This window comes from Paenibacillus sp. S29, assembly GCF_049319765.1.
Classification (GTDB): Bacteria; Bacillota; Bacilli; order Paenibacillales; family Paenibacillaceae; genus Paenibacillus; species Paenibacillus polymyxa_B.
Map to the genome: position 1 here is coordinate 174535 of NZ_JBMOUI010000011.1, position 21594 is coordinate 196128.

The following is a 21594-nucleotide window of genomic DNA, read 5'->3' on the forward strand; positions in this document are numbered from 1 at the left end:
ATAGGGGGAGCCAAATGGAAGATACGATATATGAATTGATGGAACAGGCGCAGGATCTGCCCGGGGGTGCAGCAAAGCTGGCGATTCTGGAAGAAGCTGTCCGCTTGGCAGACACATCCGGGTTGAAGGAACTTGCTTATGAAATCCGGGGAGAGATTGTGGACTGCGCTATTTTTAACGGATATCCATTGAAGTCGCTGATTGCTTTTTCGTGGCAGCTGGGCCAATTTGATCAAAATCCAGAGGAATACGACGCAGATGAGCTGTTGTGGAATTACAAATGGATACTCGGTAAGGTGTGCAGCTTTTCCAATATATCGAAGACTCAAATAGAAGATCTGGCGGAAGATATGCGCAGACGTTATGCCGAATATGGGTATAATGAGCGTCCATATTATTATTATAAGTTCCGCATCGCGATGGACATAGGTGAACTGGATGAAGCACGGCGATATCTGGATACCTTCCGCTCGGTCGAGCGGGACAGTATGAGTGATTGTAAGGCCTGCGAGCAAAGCCAGATGGTGCGTTTCTACTACTTGACCGGAGAAGACGAGCAGGCGCTTGCCGTGGCAAAACCGATTTTGTCGGGACGGATGAAATGTGCAGAAGTACCGCATGTGACGCTTTCTCAGGTACTGTTGCCGCTTTATCGTCAAGGCGAGGTTGATGAGGCAAAGGAGAATCATCGCAAAGGCTATCGCCTAATTCGGGATGAACGCGACTTCCTGAAAACGATAGCGGAGCATATCGAATATTTGGCGATTGCCGATCCAATTCAAGGAATCGAAGTGGTAGAGCGTCATCTACATATGGCACTGGACTATGAGAGCGGGCTGGAGCAGATGTATTTTTACGCGACGATGGTGAGTCTACTGCAAAAGTTGGATACTTCGGGAGAAAAACGGTTGATCCGGTTGCCGGCTTCCTTGGAATGGGCTAGAGAGGATCGCACATTGACAGAAATCATTGCGTATTTTAGGCCACTGGCAGAATCAGCGGCGGCTGATTTTGATCGACGGAACGGGAATACGTTTTATTCCGATTGGATCGGGAAAATTGTTCAAACGGCATAGAAGAAGTGGTAGCTGTGACGAATATTTTATACAGCCCAAACAATGAGCAGGTATAATGTTCCTGTGAAATGACAGGAGGGGTTATGTTGTGACTGTAACCGAGAAGGTGATTAACTTCGCACACCGCGGAGCTTCAGGTGTATGTCCTGAGAATACGATGGCGGCATTCTGCCACGCCTTGGAACTGGGAGCAACAGGTATAGAAACGGATGTGCAGCGTACCCAAGATGGGCATCTGGTGCTAATTCACGATGAGTCGCTCAAGCGTACGACAGGTTGCTCACTGGATGTAAAGGATATTACGCTAGAAGAATTAAATAAACTGGATGCGGGCAGCTGGTTTGATGAGAAATTCCGAGGTGAGCGGGTGCCAATGCTGGATGAGCTGCTGGAACTAGCCCAGTCCTCGAATACAATTATTAATTTAGAGTTGAAAAATAGTATTTATCTCTATCCGGGAATGGAGGAAGAGGTCATTGCTGCTGTGAAGCGTTTTGGGTTGGAACAGCGGGTAATCATATCCAGCTTCAATCACGAATCGCTGGCGCTCTGTGCGCAGCTTGCTCCTGAGATCAAGACGGGGGCGCTGTATATTGAAATTATGGTTCGCCCATCGGAGTATGCAACCCAGTTCGGAGTTACAGCACTTCATGCCTACAAACAAGTTGTTACACCAGAAGCTGTATCAGAGGCTTTGGCATTAGGCGTCGTCTACCATCCATGGACGGTGAATGAACCGGAAGAAATGAAGCGTCTGCTGGAGGCTGGGGTGAACGGCATCATCACGGATTATCCTGATCGGTTGGCGCATTTGTTGGCTGTTCGCTCTTCCTAAGTCGAAGACACATCGGAACTGCGACTTAGGTTTGCAGGGATATGACTGTTGCTATTTATTGAAGTGAAAAAGACTCTCCTATACGCACTCGTTTTTACGAGGCGAGGGAGAGTCTTTTTTGCCCTAAGTCGAAGAGCGTAACATCCACGATGACCTTGATTCCTTTCTACTTGATGCCGAGCCGCATGCGATAGCTGAACAGGATATCTAGTGTTCTGCCCTGAAAATGATTCTCTACCAGCTTCACGAAGCGGGTTATATCGTCGTCAAGCGCTCGATTGCCAAGTTTGAAGAGACTTTGAATACCCCCTTGGCTGAGAGCGAGCCCTGTATAGCGAGCTGCGTCACACTGCTCACGGTTATGGAAGACAATCTCCCGGGTATATCGGAATTGTCCGCTGCGGTGCAGATTAGCTAAATGCTGATCCTTGCTCCATTTATGAGCTTGTTGCTCTACTGGGGCTTCCTGTTCCAAAAGGGTATCCGCTTTGGTGATAAGCTCTGTATAAGCTTGCTCTATCTGCCATTGCAGTACCGGAGGCCAGTCACAGTCAAAGGCCGCGAACACGCCGCCCTGAGCCAAGACCCTGCCCGCTTCCTGAAGCGTGCTCTCGGGGTCCATCCAGTGAAAGGATTGAGAGCAGGTAATGACGTCTACAGTTCCGTCTTCAAAGGGCAGGTTGTTGGAGAACCCGCTTTTGAAGGAAATGGTTTCTGCTATTGTCGTTCCTGCTGTCTCCAGCTTGTGCTGTGCTTTTCCTCTCATGTCCGGGTTAGGCTCGATACCGACGATTTGCCGAGCGGCGTTTTCCCATATGAAAGTTGAAAGTCCTGTACCGCAGCCAATATCGGCAACTAGCTCTACATTTCGCTCCAGATAGCGGCTGATGATTTCCACGACGAGTGTCGGCGCTTCCGGGCGATGCTGATCGTAGTTGTCGGCAAAACCGTTGAAACGATCCACATTACTTTGCAGATTTCCCTCAGGTATCATAGGTCCTTTTCCTCCTTAGTTTCGACTGGGCGGCCGTGTAGATTCAAATGCTGCTGTACTCCTATATTGTACAAGTTTACATGTTCATCCATCTACTCTCGTGATTTCACAGCACCCGTCGGATTTCGGAGGGAGGAAATTCCCCTATTTTATCATTGAAGCAAGCGCCCACTCGCGCATCATGGAGTCAAGCATCGGACGCAAATCTTCGCGTTGCATACCCATGTGGAGCACGGCTTCCAGATATCCAGCTTTATCTCCAATATCATAACGTGTGCCTTCCAGCTCTAATGCGAGCAGTTGGTTCTGCAATGCTACTTGATGAAGGGCATCTGTCAATTGGTATTCCCCGCCCGCTCCAGTGGACAGGTTTTCCAATATAGAGAAAATGGAAGGCTCCAACACATACCGACCAATGACTGCCTGCCGCGAAGGAGCCTCTGCCGGAGAAGGTTTTTCAACAAGCCCACCGACTTCGTGAATGAGACCGTTCTGGTGAGTGGAGTCAATAATGCCGTATTTACTTACATCCTGTTCTTCCACTGTGCGCACGCCGACCACTTGCTTTCCAGTCGCTTCGTAAACATCCATCATTTGACGAATCGCCGGGGTGGAGGAATTCATAATATCATCGCCCAGCAACACGGCGAAGGGCTCATCGCCAATGAACTGACGAGCGCAGCTGACCGCATGTCCCAGGCCGAGGGGTTCTTTTTGACGGATATAGTGAATGACTGCTTTGCCCCCGATGCTTTGAACTTCACGTAGGAGATCATATTTACCTTTGCTCTCCAGTACCTGCTCCAACTCCACAGACTTGTCAAAATGATCCTCGATGGCTTTTTTATTACGCCCCGTTACGATAATGATGCTCTCAATTCCGGACTTGATGGCTTCTTCTACGATATATTGAATAGCTGGCTTGTCTACGATTGGAAGCATCTCTTTCGGTAAAGCTTTCGTAGCTGGTAGAAAACGGGTTCCTAATCCGGCGGCTGGAATAACAGCTTTTGTAATTTTTCTCATAGAAACTCACTTTCCTTTCGTGATGGGGAACCGAACACCCAGTATCGGCTCCCGATATAATTGATGATCATTCCGGCTGCGGTGGCGATCAGCTTGCTTAAAGCAAGTGACAGCTCGGTTCCAGTGTGAAGCACCTGCAGTAATAAGGAGGTTACCCCCAATACGATGAGGTTGATGACGATAAATTTAGGTAATTGACGCTTATTAGTATTGTTTGATAGTTGTTTGTTGAATGTCCATTTGCTGTTCAAAATATAACTGTTGGCTGTGCCGCAGCTGTACGAAATGATCTGCGCTACAATGACCGGCACTCCGACCCAAGCCAGCAGCATAAAAATGATATAATCTACACCCGTATTCACCAGACCTACGATGCCAAATCGGATCATAGGAAGCAGCTGGGCCATGCGACTTTTCATGGTTTAGGCTCCATGACCGGATTTGGGTCCGGTATATACCGCACTGTTGCCGCGCACTGTGCGTCCTGCCGAAATCAGGCTATCACGTGCTCCTTGCATGTACAGGGATTCACGGGGTTCAGGGACTTTCATAGCATGTGTCGGACCGTTTTCGTATTGGCCACCCAGATGCTCACGGACAATGTAAAGCGGACGTGCTTTGGTTTCGTCATAAATCCGTCCAACATATTCACCCATAATACCGAGAATGATGAGGATCACCCCGTCGAAGATCAGGCTGATGCTAATCATAGACGACCAGCCCTTCATTACATAGGAGTCGGTGAAAAAGTTGAGAAACAGTACGTACATCAGATACAGGAAGCCGGACATGGATAGAAGTGCACCGATATACCCTGCCAGCTTAAGCGGTTTAATCGAAAAGGATGTGATCCCGTCCAGACTGAGCTTGATCATTCGTTTCAACGGATACTTGGTTTCGCCTGCGAGCCGCTCGTCACGCTCATATTCTACAGCAGTTTGTTTGAACCCGATCCAGCTGACCAGTCCACGAACGAATCTGTTATTTTCCGGTAGCCGTTTCAATTCTTCTATGACCTTGCGATCCATTAGGCGGAAGTCCCCGGTGTCGACCGGGATATTAATATCCGTTGATGCTTTAAGTACACGGTAGAAGAGGCTGGCAGACCATTTCTTGAAGCGAGTTTCGCCATTGCGTTTGAGCCGTTTGGCGTAGACCACCTCATAGCCTTCCTTCCACTTGTTAGCCATCTCAACAATCAGTTCCGGCGGGTCCTGGAGGTCGGCGTCAATGACGACGACCGCCTCTCCTACCGCATAATCCATCCCGGCAGTAATCGCTAGCTGATGACCAAAATTGCGAGAGAAATCAATCAATACAATGGTGTCATCTCTGAGACTGAATTCCTTGATCAATTGGACGCTGCGGTCCGAACTTCCATCATTTACGAAGATCAACTCGTAGGGCTCACCCATTGAGCCCATGACTTGTTTCAGCCTCCGGTAGGTTTCCGTAATAACGGCTTCCTCGTTGTACATCGGAATAACTATGGAATAACGGATGGGTTCACTCATTCGTAGTTCCTCCTCATTTATAATGTGATTTCGTATAAAGTACCGCTTCCGCCACGTTCGTCTCCGCCAGGGCCACCTTGACCATCCTGGGCGTTTGCATTGCTGTTTGTGGTGTCGCTTCCGCTCTCGGTAGCTTTAACGTCTGTACTTGTTGCACCTGTTGTTGTTTTCCATTCATCTGTAGGGATCACTTTGCCGTGTTCTTTGATCCATGCAGTGACTTCAGAGTTACCGCCGTCCGGTCCGCCGCCTCCACCAGAAATCATGAAGTACTTCACTTGGCCGCTTTCGACCAGCGCCTTGATTTTATCGACGGTATAGACTGGATCGGAAGATACAAAACCATTCATAATAATTACTTTTTGTCCGGCCTCGACCAGGTAAGGAGCAGCCATTGAATAATTACTTGCTGCGAAAAGGTAGGTTTCACCTGTGTTGTTTTTTTGCAAATAGCTCAACGTTTTTTGATCTAAACTTTGGCTACCGTTTGGTCCCCCCATTCCTCTGGAACGGGTAGAAGATTTTTGTTCCGTGTCTGTACTTGTTTGTGTGCTTGAAGTATTTCCATCAGGACTGGAATTCTCTACATTATTGGTCTGGTTATTCGTTTGAGTTCCTTCGGCTTGTTGTCCATTAGCGCTCTGGCCTCTAGTGCGATCATTGCCACCCGGCATTCCGCCACCACCGCCGCCAAATTGAGTCGGTCCGGCTTGTGGAATCATGCTGTTCCCCCCGTAGACGATCGGTGTCAATGCCCAGTATGCAGGACCGATAAACATAGCGAGTACACTTGCAATGATGGCGAATCTTGTGAACTTCTCAGATTTCATTCGTGCTACTACCAGCAGCACCGTGCCGATGATCCCTAGGATCAATACCGCGATGGACCAGCCGCTACCAATGGTATCGTTGTAATTTTGCAAAACAAACCAGCTAAATACCGAGGTTGCCAATACTGCGGCGGGTAACAGCCAGGAGAGCCAGTTGGAACGCTCACGATACTGCCTCCACAATTCTACGAATCCTGCTCCAAAGAGCGCTGCAATTGGTGGTGCGAGCATAATCAGGTAATAATGATGAAAGAATCCTGCTACGCTGAAAAATGCAGCTACGGGAATCAACCAGGCCAGCCAGAAGATGACCTCTTTGTGCTTTTGTGTGATATTACGACGTCGAATGCTTGCAAGCAGACCGATGGAAGCAATCAATGCGAATGGAAGCAGCCAGCTGGCTTGACCTGACAGGGAAGATTGGAACAACCGCAAAGGTCCTTTTTCGCCAGTGCCGAACATACCACCACCGGAATTTCCTCCCGGTCCACCGCCTGGTCCACCCTGGCCACCTTGCCCATCTCCAGAACCACTTTGTCCGTTGCCGCCAAATCCACCCGGTGGCATTTGACCACCTGCACCGAATCCGCCTGCTGCCATGTTGTTGGCACCAGAGTCACCCGTAGTGGTAGTACTGTCCGATGATGTAGTCGTCTGAGCCTGATCCGTGCTCGTATTGCCGCTATTCGTTGTAGCGATATTGTCCCGATCTGTGCGTTCACCGCCACGAGTGCCACCTGTACCCTGATCTCCTGTCAGACGGGACAGGCCGTTATAACCAAAGGCCAAATTCAGCACAGAATTGGTACCGCTACTCCCCATATAAGGGCGTTCATCTGCCGGAGTGGAGTCCACTACGACTGCCCAGGAGAGCGATACGATCAGGAGGACAGCTGCTGATCCTACCAGTGTTACTGCTTTTCGTTTCCAGTTAAACTTGGAGGCCAGCAGATAGAACAGTCCCAAAGCGGGAACGATCATATAGGCCTGCAACATTTTTTCGTTAAAGGCGATGCCTACGACTGCGAAAGCAGCAAGGATCAGCCCGGTTTTGCTATTTCTAATGCCTCTGAACAATAGCCATGTTGCGAGCAACAGTGTGAAGACCAACATAGCGTCGATGTTATTCGTGCGGCTAACCGCTACGGCTATCGGTGTCGTTGCCATGGCGAAGGCGGCCAATCGTGCGGCCATCGTACCGAAGCTCGGTTTGACGAGTAAGTAAACGAGCAAGACCGATCCGACTTGAGCCAGCGCCTGTGGCAAGATAACGCTCCATCCGTGAAGCCCGAATATATAGGCACTCAGTGTCTGAATCCAGAACACCACAGGCGGTTTGTCTACCGTTACCGATCCGGCAGAATCAAGTGAGGCGAAAAAGAAGTTGTGAAAACTCTTTAGCATACTTGCTACGGCCGTCGTATAGTAGGTGTTTACATATTTGTCTTGCCAGATGTTGTATCCGTTCAAAAATGCGGATATCAGCATAATGATGATCAGGGGGATGTCCGCCCTGGTCTTAAACCATTTCTTAATCATGTTCATTCCACTCCCTGTGAAAATTCTTTGTATTTATTCCGTTGTTCTAGCCGCTATCTTCAGGACTGCGGAATGACCAGTCGCTTCTGATCTTGGCCCGGTGAACTACTGGCTTGCTATTATCATGCCAGACCTACCTTAATTGGTTCTGAGCGCTCCCTGAACGTTAGCTGAAAGCTGAGCAGAGGTGCTTTTTTTGCGACAGGATTCAGGTATATTAGATACAGGTAAAAAATGAACCGACTTTTTTATGAGAAAAATGCGGCAACATGAAAGGGAAGATTAAATAATGAATCCAATACACGGAGTTAAAATTATGCTGGCAGATGATGAGCCTCATATTTTGCAATTTTTAGAGCTTGGACTGATTAATGAAGGATACGAAGTCAGAACCGCCGAGAACGGGAGTGAAGCGCTCGATTTGGCAAGAGAGTTTCGTCCGCATGTAGCGGTGCTGGATGTGATGATGCCGGAAATGAACGGTTTTGAGGTGTGCCAAAGTCTCAAGGAGACGGAGGATAACATCGCGGTTATTATGCTGACCGCCAAGGATGATGTAGACGATCGGGTAAAGGGTTTGAAAATCGGCGCGGATGATTATGTCGTGAAGCCCTTCAGTTTTAATGAGTTGCTGGCTCGCATTGAAGCGCGCTTGCGCAATCAGTTCCCCGATCTGCTGGGCGAAGTGGTTCACGGACCCTTTCAAGTGGATGATCGACGGAAGGAAATTCGTTATCAGAGTCAGGTGCTGGAGCTGTCGCCTACCGAATATGAACTATTGAAGTTTCTGGTGCTAAACCACGGGATTGTGCTGAGTAAAAGTCGTATACTGGACCGGGTATGGGGGTACGATTTTGGGGGCGAGGATAATATTGTTGAAGTGTACATCCGCTCCTTACGTGAAAAACTCAAAGACAAGGAGCACCGGGTCATTCGTACGCTGCGCGGTGTGGGATACCGGGTGGATCTGCTATGAAGGCGGGCGGGAAAAGTCGGAGAAAATATGCGCTCCGTTCCCTCCGGTCCCAGCTTTTAGCCAGAACGTTACTTATTTTGGCTTTACTGCTCGTATTAATTGGTTTTCTACAATATTTTCTGATGAAAGATTTTCTGTATCGTAGTCGGGCAGAAGCTATGGATACGCAGCTGAATTCAATTCCTGCCGATTTATTGATAAAGGATTCACAGGAGCAGAGTGGGGTAACCGCTCCCCGAGAACAAACCAATCGGAGGAATAATCGACCGGGGCCGTTTTTGTTCTGGCCAGATATGTCGCTCGCTTCTATAGATATAGATGGCACCTTCCAGAGCTTGTCCAACGAAAACGGGCTTAAGCCGCCACGTCTCGCCACTGAGCAATATCATGCGATGCAGCAGAGCAAACGTATGCGTCACGGCTATCAATTAATCACGGATGCTCAGGGGAAAGAGCAACTGGTTGTATTCCGCCCGCTCGGTCCACCTGACCGTTCGTCCGGTTTACTTCAAATGGGCGTATCCACGAATTCTATGCAAGAGCAGTTGATTAACCAGCTCCGCACCTTTATTTTATTGTCATTGATTGCGCTTGCGATTGGGTTGGCGCTTATGCTTCCTGTGCTGCGACGCACATTGGTGCCCCTTTCCAGGATGGTCGAGGCAGTCAAACGTATTGATGCGGGCAATCTGGCCGAGCGCTTTGACGCAGAGCAGGGGCAGTATGAGGTGGATCGTTTGGCAGTTTCATTTAACGGGATGCTGGAACGGTTGGAGCATTCGTTTGCTGCCGAACGGGAATTGCAGATGCAGATGAGACGATTTATTGCGGATGCTTCCCATGAACTGCGCACCCCGCTCACATCTATTCACGGTTTCTTGGAAGTGCTGCTTCGTGGAGCAGTATCTAATCCGAAGCAGCTTCAATCGGCACTAGAAAGTATGTACGGTGAATCCAAGCGGATGAATAAACTGGTCTCTGATTTACTATTGTTGGCTAAGCTGGACCGAACACCGGAGTTGAAACTGGAGGACATACCACTAGATGCGTTGCTGTTGGAAATGAAACCGCAGCTCCTTATGCTGGCAGGTACACGTAAGGTAGTTTTTGATATGACGGCAGGTATACGGGTGTTGGCAGAGGGGGATAAAATCAAGCAGGTAGTGCTCAACCTGTTTCATAATGCTGTTCAGCATACTGATATGGAAAGAGGTGTGATCCAGGTAAACCTGTCTGCGGGTAAGAAGTTGGTGGATATCCAAATTCGTGATAACGGACCAGGCATGAGTAAAGAACAGCTGGAGCGGATATTTGAGCGTTTTTATCGTGGAGATGAATCGCGTACACGTAGCTCAGGCGGGGCGGGCCTTGGTCTGGCCATTACACAGTCTATCGTGGAAGCACACGGCGGGAACATTACGGCTGAAAGCACACCGGGAACGGGAAGTGTATTCAAAGTAACGCTACCTTTAGCGGGAACAGTATAGTTTTTAAGATTATGGCGTAACATAAAAATAGCCCCCCGAACCGCAGCTTTGGTTATAACACGGCTCGGGAGGCTTTTCTATTGTTAGTTAATCAGCGAAGCTTTTTGTAAAAGTACATGTAGCACCTTGGCGGATGCCTCACGGGTTGTAGGTGCATTCGGCTGGAAGTAGGAGGAGCCTTTGATCGCTTCTCCGTTGATAATACCTGCTGCACTTACTTTTTCAATACTGTCCTTGGCATAGCCTGCAAAGGATGAAGCATCATGGTACGGTGTGCGTGCAGGGCCATCGGCTGTAGCTTTGATTTGAAGCAGGTCTACAGCTTTACCCAGCACGACAGCAATTTCTTGACGACTGATATTAGCGTTCGGATCAAACTTGTCGCTGCTGCGACCCGTAATCAAACCAGCTTCATAAGCGGCTGCTACATCGCCGGAGTACCAGCTACCTGCCGGGATATCACTGAATGGTGCAGCAGTACCTGGTGTCAGGCCGAGTGCTCGGGTTACCAGGGCTGCAAATTCTGCACGCGTCACGTTCTTCTTCGGTGAGAAAGTCGTGTCAGTCGTGCCGTTAATCAGCAACTTGTTCGCCAGTGATTGAATTTCCGATTGGGCATACGACGATGAAATATCTTCAAAGCTAACGGGACGTGTCGCCGCTGCATACGTCGAGAAGCCCGGACGGCTTACCTTGACGACGGTAGATCCATCAGCCTGCTTGGTGAAGACGGATGGAACGGGATAGACATTTCCATTTGCCGTGTAGAGTACACCGGCTGTATTGGAATCAATTTGACCAGGTACGGTAAAGGATCTGCTAATAAACTGTCCTGGAGCAACTTTGAGCGATTGACTCTTGCCACCAGTGACAACATTAGCTTCAAACCCTACCGGGGTGCCGATCACATTGGAGCCTTTCAGTTTACTTGTAAAAGTGTTGCTCGCCTCTGCCTGGCTGCTGATTACCACTTCAATGCCTGCACCAGCAGGAACATTTTTCAGAGCGGATACTGGCAAAGCCAGAGAAGAACCTGTATTGCTTACAATCAAGCTGCTTCCTGCTGAAGCCTTGCCCAGCGTTACCAGTTGTGTGGAAGTGAGCGATGCCTTCGTCGTTTGGCCTGCTTGGCTAGTAGCCGACAGTACAATAGCTGTCGGGCTGGAACCTGCTGCTGTCACGGCAGCCTGCAAATCTGCATCGGTTACTGTCAGCGACTGTACATTATTGTTCAATGCAACGGCTGTAGTGATAGTTTTAACAGCCTGTCCTTGTTTCACAACGCTTTGAAGTGAAGGTGCAGATGTAGGGACAGGAGTGGATGTGTTCGTTGTAGCAGAAGGTGTAGTATTGCTTCTGCCGCCACCTCCACCACCTCCACCACCTCCGCCTCCACCACTACCGCTGGATGCGGCGCTATTATCCACGCGAATAGCTTTAGTGGCGGTGAAGAGTTTAGGGCCGTCGGCATTGCGTACGACTTCGCCGTCTTTATTCAGTTCTGGAGAACTGACTTCCAGCTTGTATACGCCGTCCTTCAAATGCTGAATCACGGGCTGACCATTAGCATCCAGAACAGGTTTTCCCTTGTCATCTAATTCGACGTAACTTCCGTCAATATCGTTGAAGGAATATGCGCCTTGTTTGAGGCGAGCGTTGGCTCCCTGTTCTTTGGAAGTCGTAATGCCGTCAATAAGACCAATTAATTTATCATCTACGCCGTATACATAAAGCGCAATCTGGTTGGTTTTATCTGTGGTCAGGCGGAATGCCAAATCTGTTGAACGTTGAGCACCTGTACGACTCGGATAAATAATCGGGTTGGTGACACTCAAGTCCTGCAAGCCGAAGCCAGTTGTAGGATTTTCTTTGCCTACATGAACGACGAACGGCAGATGAAGTGTTGGCAGTCCGGCGCTTTTCAGAATAACTTCCCCTTCATATACACCTGTGGCTGCACCCGAATTTGGTTGTACAGACAGGAAGAACGGTTGCGATTTACCCGGTTCTGCCGAGATTGCTCCATTCGCGCCCACACCTTGCAACTGAACGGCAATGTTGCTCACGTCAGGTGTAGCAATCGGTTGAGTTGGATCAGAAGTTACATTATCATGTAAAACGGTGCTGGCTTCATATTGCACAGTGTTAGTCGACAAGTTTTTGAGTTGAAGCTGAATCTGCTTCGCATCACTACCAGGTCGTAACACTCCGAAGCTGGCGGAAGGATTATAATTCACAACCTCCTGCCGATTAAAGTTTTTGTCGAGAATCGTAATCTTTTCGACGGTTTCCAGCAGGGCTGGCGTCTGAATCGCATTAGCGATGTTTACAAGGCCTGCACCTTGGGAATACACATCATATTGGATTTTATCCTCATCAAAGAGTGTAATCGAAGTGTTGGCGAGCGCAGCGCGGATATCAAACGGTGTCCAGTTCGGATGCTGCTGCTTCAGCAGTACAGCAAGTCCAGCCACATGTGGAGACGCCATACTTGTACCGTTGCTACGTTTGTAAGCCTGCTCATAAGATGCATCTGGATAGAACTTGGCGAAAGCAGGGTAGGTTGATAAAATGCCAACACCTGGTGCGCTCACGTCTGGTTTGATACTGAGCAGTTCATCTCCGTTCGGTCCGCGGGAGCTGAAATCGGCCATGGTATTACCTGCATTATCTGTGCGAATATAATCTGCTCCAAAGGAAACGGAGAACTTCTCTCCCGCGTTGTCTACGATTTGTTTAGCCAGCGCACGACCTTCCTTACCTTTCATGTCAAAGGTGGGAATAAAGTCAAAGCTGTCACCCAAATTGGAATTAACGTAGTCATCGCGACCTGAAATACTTTCCCCTAAATCAGCTTTGGTGATGTCGCCCGCTTTCGTATTCCCATTAAAAACGATAACAGCCTTCGCACCGTTTTTTTTCGCATTTGTGATTTTATCCACGAATGCCAAGTTGCCGCGTGAAACGAGGACGATTTTTCCTGCTACGTCTTTCCCTTCAAAATCATCAGGTTGTCCCAGATTCGCATATACGAGCTCATAAGGGGCAGTTCCCAAAATGAAGGCAAAGTCTTCTCTGCCTGTCTCCCAGCCCATCAAATTAAAATCATAATGTGCATAAGCATCATCAGTTACGGTCTTTTTCAATTCACCGTTAGCCTCCCAATAGGTGTCACGGGTGACCGAAGCTGTACCTGAGAAGATTTTGCTCGGCGAAGTAGCTGCACCGACGGAAATCGCCAGCTGTGATGTTGCGGGAGAACCCATGGAATAAAAATAGGGGCCTTCCTGTGCCGCATTACCATTCGCTATGACCGCGACTACGCCGGAAAGTACAGCATTATTAATAGCAATGGAATCCGGGGAGTTCGGGTCCTTTTCGGAATCCGAGCCCAGCGACAGGTTAATGACGTTCATACCATCTTTGACAGCGTGTTCAATGCCATCAATGACCTGTGCGGAGGAACCGGAGGAACGACCCGTCTTGGTATTGCGTCCAAGCACTTTATACACGTATAAGTCCGATTTATAGGCAATACCCTTTTGCACAATATCTGAGGATTTATTTGCGGCTTTACCGGCAATCGTGCCGGAGACGTGAGTACCATGTGTCGTTCCGCTAAAACCTGTGCCGTAAGGGTCATTTTCTTTTTCAAGGAACGGTTCTTCGTAAGGGTCGTTGTCTTGTTCAAAAGAGTCATATCCGCCTTTATAGGCTTCTTTCAAATCCGGATGCTCATAATCGATACCGGTATCAATAACCCCGACCTTGATTCCCTCGCCATTCAATCCTTTGGCCCAGGCTTCAGGAACACCAATCTGGTCCAGCGTTGCGTTATCATAAGTGGCTTCAGTGGCTGTAAGTGTTGGCGGGTCCTGTACGGGGATGGAATAATACGTTTTGTTTTCATGAATGGATTTTACGCCTGGCAGTTTAGCCAGTTCTGGAATCTTATTGGCTGGTAATGTGACCTCCAAGCCGTTAAGCACCGTGTTGTACTGGTAATTCACCTGAAGAGAAATGCCATGCTCAGCGGCTTGGTCCACGAACGTAGTTTGCTCGGTGGCAATCGCGGATTCCGCTTTTTGCTCAGATTGAGCTGTGAAAGCTTGGACGCCTGAACGTGCCGCATATTTGTCCACGGCTAGGGGCTCACCATCAAGCTGTACGATAACTCTGACCTGGCGGGAAGAATCTGTGCTTAGCTCTGGCGAAATGAAGGCCGGAGCCGCCTCAATAGTCAATGCTTGCTGAGCTTTTAAAAATGAGTTGATTTGTAGATCTGCGGTAGCAGCAGAACTGACAGACGGCAGAGACAAGCTTACCGTCAAGGCAAGAGCGAGTGATACGACAGGTATTTTTTTCAAAATGATCGGCTTTTTCAAAGATTTCCCTCTTTTCAATCAAAATATGATATGTCTACATACTAGGATTTGAAGCCACTGCCGTTGTTCTCACGCCTCCCTTAATATCTAAAATAATAGAATTGACCACTGGTGACTAACTTGCCAGTTTTGAGGCATATCTTACCATATTGGTGGGATATATTACTATATGTTTTTTATATTTTTAGAAAAAATAAGGGTAACATTACATGTAGATTCCATGGAAATGTTATGAATTTACTAGATTATTTTTGAAAACAATCGAAGGGGAATGGGAGAATGCGAGATTTAATGATATAATCTGCATTGGAATTGTTGAGGTTTCACAATCATGTAAAATGCCTAAGGCAAAGGAGTCGATTATGTTGGCAAAAACGTTGATTTTCGGGCATAAAAATCCGGATACGGATACCATTTGCTCAGCTATTGCTTATGCAGACTTAAAAACCAAACTGGGCGCGGACGTAGAGCCGGTTCGTCTGGGCGAGGTGAACGGGGAAACGCAGTATGCACTGGATTATTTCAAAGTGAGCGCGCCACGTCTGGTTGAGCAGGTTGCTGCTGAAACGGACAACGTCATTCTGGTCGATCATAATGAACGCCAGCAAAGCGCCGCTGATATTGACAAGGTACGTGTAACTGAAGTCATCGACCATCACCGGATTGCTAACTTTGAAACAAGCCAGCCGTTATACTTCCGCGCTGAGCCGGTGGGTTGCACAGCCACCATTTTGAACAAGCTCTACAAGGAAAATGGTATAGCGATTCCGAAAGAAATCGCAGGTCTAATGTTGTCCGCGATTATTTCCGATTCTCTGTTGTTCAAATCCCCAACCTGCACGGATCAAGACGTAGCTGCTGCTCGTGAACTGGCTGAAATTGCTGGCGTAGATGCAGATCGTTACGGATTTGACTTGCTTAAAGCGGGGGCTGATTTGAGTGGTCATACCATTGAACAGTTAGTAAGTCTGGATGCCAAAGAATTTCAGATGAATGGTCGCAAAGTGGAAATTGCTCAAGTGAACGCAGTAGACGTCAACGATGTGCTATCACGTCAAGCTGACCTAGAAGCTGCATTATCCCAAACCATTGAGGCCAAAAATCTCGATCTGTTCCTGTTCGTTGTAACAGACATCGTGAACAGTGATTCCATTGGTATTGCCCTGGGAAGCCAAGCACAAGCGGTTGAGAAAGCCTATAATGTTCAGTTGGACGACAATAAGGCTGTTCTAAAAGGCGTTGTATCGCGCAAATCGCAAATTGTGCCTGTATTGACTGACGCTTTTAACAGTTTGTAATGATAAATAATAAGCCTCCTGAACCCGACTGCATAATGGCAGTGGAAGCAGGAGGCTTATTTTTATTTGTTCAGTTCTGCCAGGACATCTTCGATGCGGAATTCAAATGCCAATTTCAACTGATCGCTCATCAGATGCCAGGCGTTTTCAGCTATAGCGAGATCGCCGCTATGAGTAAAGGCATGTGCAGCACCCATGTATTTTTTATACTTCACGGGGACATCCGCTTCAATCAGCCGTTTGGCATACAACTCGGCTTCGTCAGCCAAGGAGTCCAACTCCGCGGTTATGATCAGAGCAGGAGGGAGATTATGTAGTGATTCTGCAAAAATGGGGGAAACCAACGGATTTCGCGCCTCATCTGGTGAGTTCAGATAACTTTCATTAAAGATTTTTGCTACTCGTGGCGGAATCCCCTTCTCGAATTGGGGCTTCAATTTGGGATCTGTAGCAATATCCAGTGGTGGGTAATCCAGTACCTGATATACAATCGGAAATTCCTTGCGCTCCCGGGCCATAAGACACAGCGCCGCCGCTAGATTGCCACCCGCACTGTGCCCCCCGACCGCAATGCGTTGAGGATCTACGTTAAGCACATCAGGATGCTTGTACAACCATTGGGTCACCTCATAGCTTTCCTGTAGCGGGATAGGGAATTTATGTTCTGGGGCCAAGCGATAATCAACATTAACGACGACGCAATTCGCACGTTCAGCAATGATTGGGCACCAGGGATCATCCATCTCGGCGCTACCCATTACAAAACCGCTGCCATGGAAATTAACGAATACAGGGAGTGGATCAGCAGACCGGTGAGAAGGTTCATATACAATCACCCTGGAGTCACCAATAGAGGTGGGGATGATCCTTTCTTTCCGATGTACTTTGGGAGAATGCGAAGGTTTGAAATCGGACGCAGCTACCATTCTGCCAGCCGATATGCGGGCAAGTTTGACGAACAGTTTTTGTCTCAGTCTTCGCACCATTTTTCTCTCTCCTCTCTGGAGTCGGTTAGACGCGAACCTTTAACATCTTCAAACGCAGAACGTACGCGTGACAAATAGGTTTGGAACTGACAGATTTCCGACTCACTAAAGTCTGACATCAGACGTGAAGCCAGCCCTAGGAAAAAGGGATCCATCTGTTGAATTTTACTTCTTCCTTTATCGTTCAGGGACACGAACACTCCCCGCTTGTCATTGGGATCGTCATATTTATTAATGAATCCCTCTTGTTCGAGAGAAATAACCATAGAACTGATTGCTGCCCGGCTTACACCCATCTTATCAGCCAAAGCAGAAGGAGATGACATTTCATCTCTTTGCGCTGAAAGTACACAAAGCGCGATATATTGCCCGTAGGAGAGACCAAATTCACGTGAACGTTTTTCCATATTTTTGCGTATTTCATACGTTATGGAAAATAAATCTACCAAAACACCAATCGGTTTATTGCCACCTGGAAAGAGATTATAGGCCAGTTGACGAATTTCGGAGTCCAAAAAAAAGAACATGCGATCCACCTCGATGTAGTTAATTAGTTAACTGTAATTTAATTAACCACTGGTTGCAATGATTTATACAAACTTTGTTCTGCATTTTTTAAAAAATATATCTGTAAAACGTCATATCCAGGGGCCGATACACTGATCGAGGCTCTGATTTACAAAGGCTTGTATGGAGGGCTGGCGCAGGGGACGTCCTTCTTGCCATCGCCACTCACTATATTGAACCTTGGCGGTAAACATAGGTTGCACCCAAAATGCATCTTGATGCCGATCCGGTTTATTGCTAAAAGGTCGCTCCGATATGGTATGTGGCAGCAGTCGCTCGGTAAGCTGACGCCAATCTTCCCGAGTCAGCTTACCCGTACCCACATGCCCGATATAGCGCAGCATTCCTTGTTTATCATATTGGCCCAGCAACACAGCGTTGATAATGCCTCCGTTTAGGGTATAGCCACCAATAACGGCAATGATATCGCCATAATTTTTGACCTTGACCCATCGTCCGTCTTTTCCGCCCAATGTGTACGGACTATCCAACTTTTTACACACAATGCCTTCCATTCCTTGGCTGCGCATGACCTGAAATAGAGCTTGTCCATCAGGATGAGCGGGAGCCAGTTGAATCCGTTCATTCGGTATGATGATCTGATGCAGCAGCTCAAGCCTTTCCTGTAACGGTTTAAGATGAACCCACTCCCCGTTCAGATAAACAATATCAAACAACATGTAAGTAGCGGGTACAGCTTTATAGGCTGACTGTATTCGATCCGTTCGACGAATCAGATCCCTTCGCATAATTTCATGGAATGATGGCTTACCGTCGGCACCGAGTGCGATCATTTCCCCGTCCAATATGACCGAATCAGCCTTACAGTAGGAGGGGAAGAGAGCAAGCTCCGGGTATAAAAGCGTTCGTTCGTGCTGTTTGCGGTTGAACAGACGCGTACCGCCCTGGTCGTGATACGTCAAAATTCTCGTACCGTCCCATTTTATTTCGTAACGCCAAAGGCCTGTTGCATCTACAGGTACTTTTTCGCTCAGTTCCGGTTCAAACGGGATGACAGGTTTTAATTCCGTACGCAACGCAGCACCTCCCTTGCCTTCATTGGAATAAATATAGTGTCGACGATAGATCTTATTTTATGTATGTGATGTTTCGCTGATTCCTAAATAGGGGAATGATAAGGATATCTTGCGTCGGCATGAAGTGATTGCAGTAATTCGTAATTCGTTAGCATGGAGTTGTAACGGGATGTTCTTCAGTCAGAAAGGAGATTGGTTTCATGAGACAAATTCGCGAGGAGGACCATGCAGTAGTCATGGTGGATGATGGGCAGGTAGTTGCAGAAGTAGGCTATAAATCCATAGATGACCACTCGTTGGTCATTGACCATACATTTGTATCCGAGCAGTTACGGGGTCAAAAAATCGGCAAGGAGCTTATCGACCGAGTGGTTGATATGGCAAGGAATGAGCATAAAAAGGTTATTCCTGCTTGCTCGTACGCGCTTGCTCTGTTCAAGCGCCATAAGGAATACAGTGACGTATGGCAGCAATGAATATGGACCATCAAGGCTGCTTAATTGCATAACCGATACAACACCGGAGCGGGTAATCAGACCTTCCCGGTGTTTTTTGTGTGCATAAAGCTTGTAAAATCAATGCATTCTACCGTTGATATAGGGAAGTAAAGGGCTATTCTCAAATGTTGAATCATATTTTCTGACAGATGGCTATGAAATTGTTCATACTGTTGTCACTTCACAGGCTGTCCATGAGTTCTATATAATATATTATGGTTATGACTACAACAGTAACGAAAACCTGAATTTAAACGAAGGAGACGCTCATGATGAATAAAGCGAGTGAGGACAAGCAGTACGTTCCAACGAGCAATCGTAATTTTACAGCCTTGATTATCACCGTTTCCATAATAGCCAACGTGATTATTTTGCTGCTGTTCTTTTCGCCGATCGGATACCAGGGTAGTGTGAGTTTTGATCTCACTATTTTCCCAAGGCTGAATGCGATTTTTAACAGCTTCACATTTATTTTTCTGGTGGCTGCACTGGTTGCTATTTTCAAAAAGAACATTAAGCTTCATAAAACCTTTGTTTTGCTGGCCTTCGCCAGTACCGTTTTATTTTTATTTTCCTATTTGACCTTTCACTACATTTCGCCGGAAACTGCAAAATATGGTGGGGTGGGTATCCTTCGGCCGATTTACTTTACGCTGTTGATTTCGCATAGCATACTGGCTGCGATTATTGTACCGCTGGCCCTGTTCACGGTTGTATGGGGATGGACGATGCAGGTAGCAAAACATCGTAAGATTGCACGCTGGACGATGCCGATTTGGCTATATGTGAGCTTGACCGGGGTACTGGTATACGTTTTCATGGCCCCATACTATTAATAGATTAAACCCTTTGCGGGTTGATTTAGGGAAATGGCGTCTCTACTGAAGAGACGTCAGGCTGTCGAGAAACCCCCTGTTTTTTTGCAGGGGGTTTAAAACTGTCTTAGTGGTCTAAAAACTAGGGTCCTCAGATCGTTTTAAATCGATTTTTGTTTTAAAAGATGCGTCTCCCCATATAAAAATAGAAGTGTCGAAAAGTCCTCTGGACTTTCTCGACACTCTGGCGTCTCTACTGAAGAGACGTCTTTTTTTGTATCCAATAAAAGAAAAATTATTCCTTCTAAATTTATTTTATTGAAAAAACGTTCCTTCTTTAGCGGTATTTCTGCTATAATTTGCCTTAATCAACTAAGAACAAGGGGGTCACCATGTGACAAAGAAAGCGAAAGGCAGGTTACGGTTGCTTGTATCTATGTTAGCGCTGGTTGTACTGCTGAGCAGCTGCGGTGGTGGAGGATCAAAGTCGGAAAAGGTTGACGGAGGGAAAGTAACACTGCAATTTTGGACCATTGCACTACAACCTACATTTACCCCGTATTTCAATCGGGTGATTGCCGATTATGAGCAGAAGAACCCCAATGTCAAAATTGACTGGAAGGATTACCCTTATGACGCAGTGACCAACAAGCTGTTGACAAGTATCGCTAGCAACAGCAGTCCAGATGTAGTCAATCTCAATACAGAATTTGCTAGCCAAATGGGCTCCAAGGGTGCTGTTGTTGATATGAATGAGCATTTGTCGCCCGAGGAAAAGGCTGCTTATTTCGAGGGTATTTATAATTCTACAGTTATTAACGGTAAAGCTTATGCGCTACCCTGGTATACCGGTACAGAAGTGCTTTACATGAATACAAAGCTGGTCAAAGCTGCCGGATTGGACCCTGCTCATCCGCCCAAAACCCGGGAGGAATTGTCTGAATGGGGCCGTCAGATTAATAGAAAAATTGGCAAGGCAGGCTATGCTCAGCAGCTTGTATCCAAGCTTTTCGCTGTGGACGGCATTCCTATCCTAAATAAAGAAAAGACAGCAGCGGCGTTCAACACACCAGAAACAGTCACTATGATTGATAATCTAAAAAAACAGATGGAAGATGGCATTGTACTCAAGGAAGACGCTGAATTCTCACAACAAGTGAAATATTATGCCGGCGAGCAGGTTGCTTTCGAGCTGGCAGGCCCGACGTTCATCAATTTTATCAAAACGGCAGCGCCGGATGTTTATAAGAACACAATTGCTGTCCCTGTCCCAACCGGCAAAGCCGATGTGCGGCTCTCCAACTCCATGGACCTGGTCGTACCTGCTAAGTCTGCACATGTGGACGAAGCGGTGAAATTTGCTGTTTTCTTGACAAACGCAGAGAGTCAAACAGCTTTTTCTAAAGCGGCGAATACACTACCTTCCACGAAAGACTCCATTAAAGATCCATATTTTACTCAGTCTGACAAATCATTAGAAGCACAAGCCAAGGTAGTATCCGCGCAAAGCTTGGATAAGGCGACAGATTATATGGTCGGTGTGCCTAATGCCAAAGATGTGAATAGTGCCATCACGCGAGCTTTACAAAATATGGTATTGAATGGCACGGATACGAAGCAGACGCTTACTGCTTTGGAGCAGGAAGTGAACGATATTTTAAAGCAATAGGTTTGACAGGGGAGTAAGTGAATACTCCCCTGTTCATTTATCAAAATCAGGTGGTGATGCAGC

17 protein-coding genes are annotated in these 21594 nt (G+C 47.4%); 8 read left to right on the top strand and 9 right to left on the bottom strand.

All coding sequences use genetic code 11. The annotated features are described in order from the left end of the window. The first annotated feature begins 14 nt into the window (after nt 1–14). On the top strand, nt 15–1076 hold the full coding sequence (locus ACL9RM_RS18895) for a hypothetical protein (protein ID WP_250267229.1): 1062 nt from the start codon (nt 15–17) through the stop codon (nt 1074–1076). 88 nt (nt 1077–1164) lie between these two features. After that, nucleotides 1165–1911 carry a glycerophosphodiester phosphodiesterase gene (locus tag ACL9RM_RS18900; protein ID WP_250267230.1) on the top strand — a complete coding sequence of 249 codons (747 nt, stop codon included), beginning with the start codon at nt 1165–1167 and terminating at the stop codon, nt 1909–1911. Nucleotides 1912–2077: 166 nt separating this feature from the next. Here ACL9RM_RS18900 and ACL9RM_RS18905 read toward each other — a convergent pair whose 3' ends face one another. The 5 genes from ACL9RM_RS18905 to ACL9RM_RS18925 all read right to left on the bottom strand — a co-directional run bounded on the left by ACL9RM_RS18905 (nt 2078) and on the right by ACL9RM_RS18925 (nt 7814). Then, the gene (locus tag ACL9RM_RS18905) at nt 2078–2905 is read right to left on the bottom strand and encodes a class I SAM-dependent methyltransferase (RefSeq protein ID WP_250267231.1); all 828 of its coding nucleotides are present in this window, start codon (nt 2903–2905) and stop codon (nt 2078–2080) included. Between the two features lie 144 nt (nt 2906–3049). Beyond that, nucleotides 3050–3931, bottom strand: a complete 882-nt coding sequence (gene galU / locus ACL9RM_RS18910; RefSeq protein ID WP_025723867.1) for a UTP--glucose-1-phosphate uridylyltransferase GalU — start codon at nt 3929–3931, stop codon at nt 3050–3052. Continuing rightward, a complete protein-coding gene (locus tag ACL9RM_RS18915; RefSeq protein WP_250267232.1) occupies nt 3928–4350 on the bottom strand; it encodes a GtrA family protein in 423 nt (140 codons plus the stop codon). Before ACL9RM_RS18915 ends, galU begins: the two co-directional genes overlap by 4 nt. 3 nt (nt 4351–4353) lie before the next feature. Further along, complete coding sequence (locus tag ACL9RM_RS18920) at nt 4354–5445, bottom strand: glycosyltransferase family 2 protein (protein ID WP_165179629.1); 1092 nt, start codon at nt 5443–5445, stop codon at nt 4354–4356. Between the two features lie 17 nt (nt 5446–5462). After that, nucleotides 5463–7814, bottom strand: coding sequence for a glycosyltransferase family 39 protein (locus ACL9RM_RS18925; RefSeq protein WP_250267233.1), 2352 nt, complete (start codon nt 7812–7814; stop codon nt 5463–5465). A 289-nt stretch (nt 7815–8103) separates the two neighbouring features. Here ACL9RM_RS18925 and ACL9RM_RS18930 point away from each other — a divergent pair, with 289 nt between their 5' ends. Both ACL9RM_RS18930 and ACL9RM_RS18935 read left to right on the top strand, forming a co-directional pair. Beyond that, complete coding sequence (locus tag ACL9RM_RS18930; protein ID WP_061830691.1) at nt 8104–8790, top strand: response regulator transcription factor; 687 nt, start codon at nt 8104–8106, stop codon at nt 8788–8790. Further along, nucleotides 8787–10277, top strand: a complete 1491-nt coding sequence (locus tag ACL9RM_RS18935) for a sensor histidine kinase (protein WP_250267234.1) — start codon at nt 8787–8789, stop codon at nt 10275–10277. The genes ACL9RM_RS18930 and ACL9RM_RS18935 overlap by 4 nt, the downstream gene beginning before the upstream one ends. Nucleotides 10278–10360: 83 nt before the next feature. On the opposite strand, the gene ACL9RM_RS18940 is transcribed toward ACL9RM_RS18935, so the two are convergent. Further along, nucleotides 10361–14662: a S8 family serine peptidase gene (locus ACL9RM_RS18940; RefSeq protein ID WP_250267235.1), complete on the bottom strand. Its 4302-nt coding sequence runs from the start codon at nt 14660–14662 to the stop codon at nt 10361–10363. Between the two features lie 365 nt (nt 14663–15027). Between ACL9RM_RS18940 and ACL9RM_RS18945 the strand changes: the two genes are divergently transcribed. Continuing rightward, a complete protein-coding gene (locus ACL9RM_RS18945; protein WP_061830773.1) occupies nt 15028–15960 on the top strand; it encodes a manganese-dependent inorganic pyrophosphatase in 933 nt (310 codons plus the stop codon). A 62-nt stretch (nt 15961–16022) separates the two neighbouring features. Here the strand turns inward: ACL9RM_RS18945 and ACL9RM_RS18950 are convergent, their stop codons facing one another. The 3 genes from ACL9RM_RS18950 to ACL9RM_RS18960 form a co-directional block, all read right to left on the bottom strand. Continuing rightward, nucleotides 16023–16946, bottom strand: a complete 924-nt coding sequence (locus ACL9RM_RS18950) for an alpha/beta hydrolase (RefSeq protein ID WP_250267236.1) — start codon at nt 16944–16946, stop codon at nt 16023–16025. After that, nucleotides 16931–17473: a MarR family winged helix-turn-helix transcriptional regulator gene (locus tag ACL9RM_RS18955; RefSeq protein ID WP_061830683.1), complete on the bottom strand. Its 543-nt coding sequence runs from the start codon at nt 17471–17473 to the stop codon at nt 16931–16933. Before ACL9RM_RS18955 ends, ACL9RM_RS18950 begins: the two co-directional genes overlap by 16 nt. A 111-nt stretch (nt 17474–17584) precedes the next feature. Continuing rightward, nucleotides 17585–18550 carry a DNA ligase gene (locus ACL9RM_RS18960; RefSeq protein WP_414126442.1) on the bottom strand — a complete coding sequence of 322 codons (966 nt, stop codon included), beginning with the start codon at nt 18548–18550 and terminating at the stop codon, nt 17585–17587. A 200-nt stretch (nt 18551–18750) separates the two neighbouring features. On the opposite strand from ACL9RM_RS18960, the gene ACL9RM_RS18965 reads away from it, so the two are divergent. The 3 genes from ACL9RM_RS18965 (at nt 18751) to ACL9RM_RS18975 (ending at nt 21531) form a co-directional block, all read left to right on the top strand. After that, entirely contained in the window at nt 18751–19026 is a 276-nt protein-coding gene (locus ACL9RM_RS18965; protein ID WP_069290891.1) for a GNAT family N-acetyltransferase, read from the top strand. Nucleotides 19027–19319: 293 nt separating this feature from the next. Next, nucleotides 19320–19883, top strand: coding sequence for a DUF420 domain-containing protein (locus ACL9RM_RS18970; RefSeq protein WP_023986646.1), 564 nt, complete (start codon nt 19320–19322; stop codon nt 19881–19883). Between the two features lie 373 nt (nt 19884–20256). Further along, entirely contained in the window at nt 20257–21531 is a 1275-nt protein-coding gene (locus tag ACL9RM_RS18975; RefSeq protein ID WP_250267240.1) for an ABC transporter substrate-binding protein, read from the top strand. Nucleotides 21532–21594: the final 63 nt, after the last annotated feature.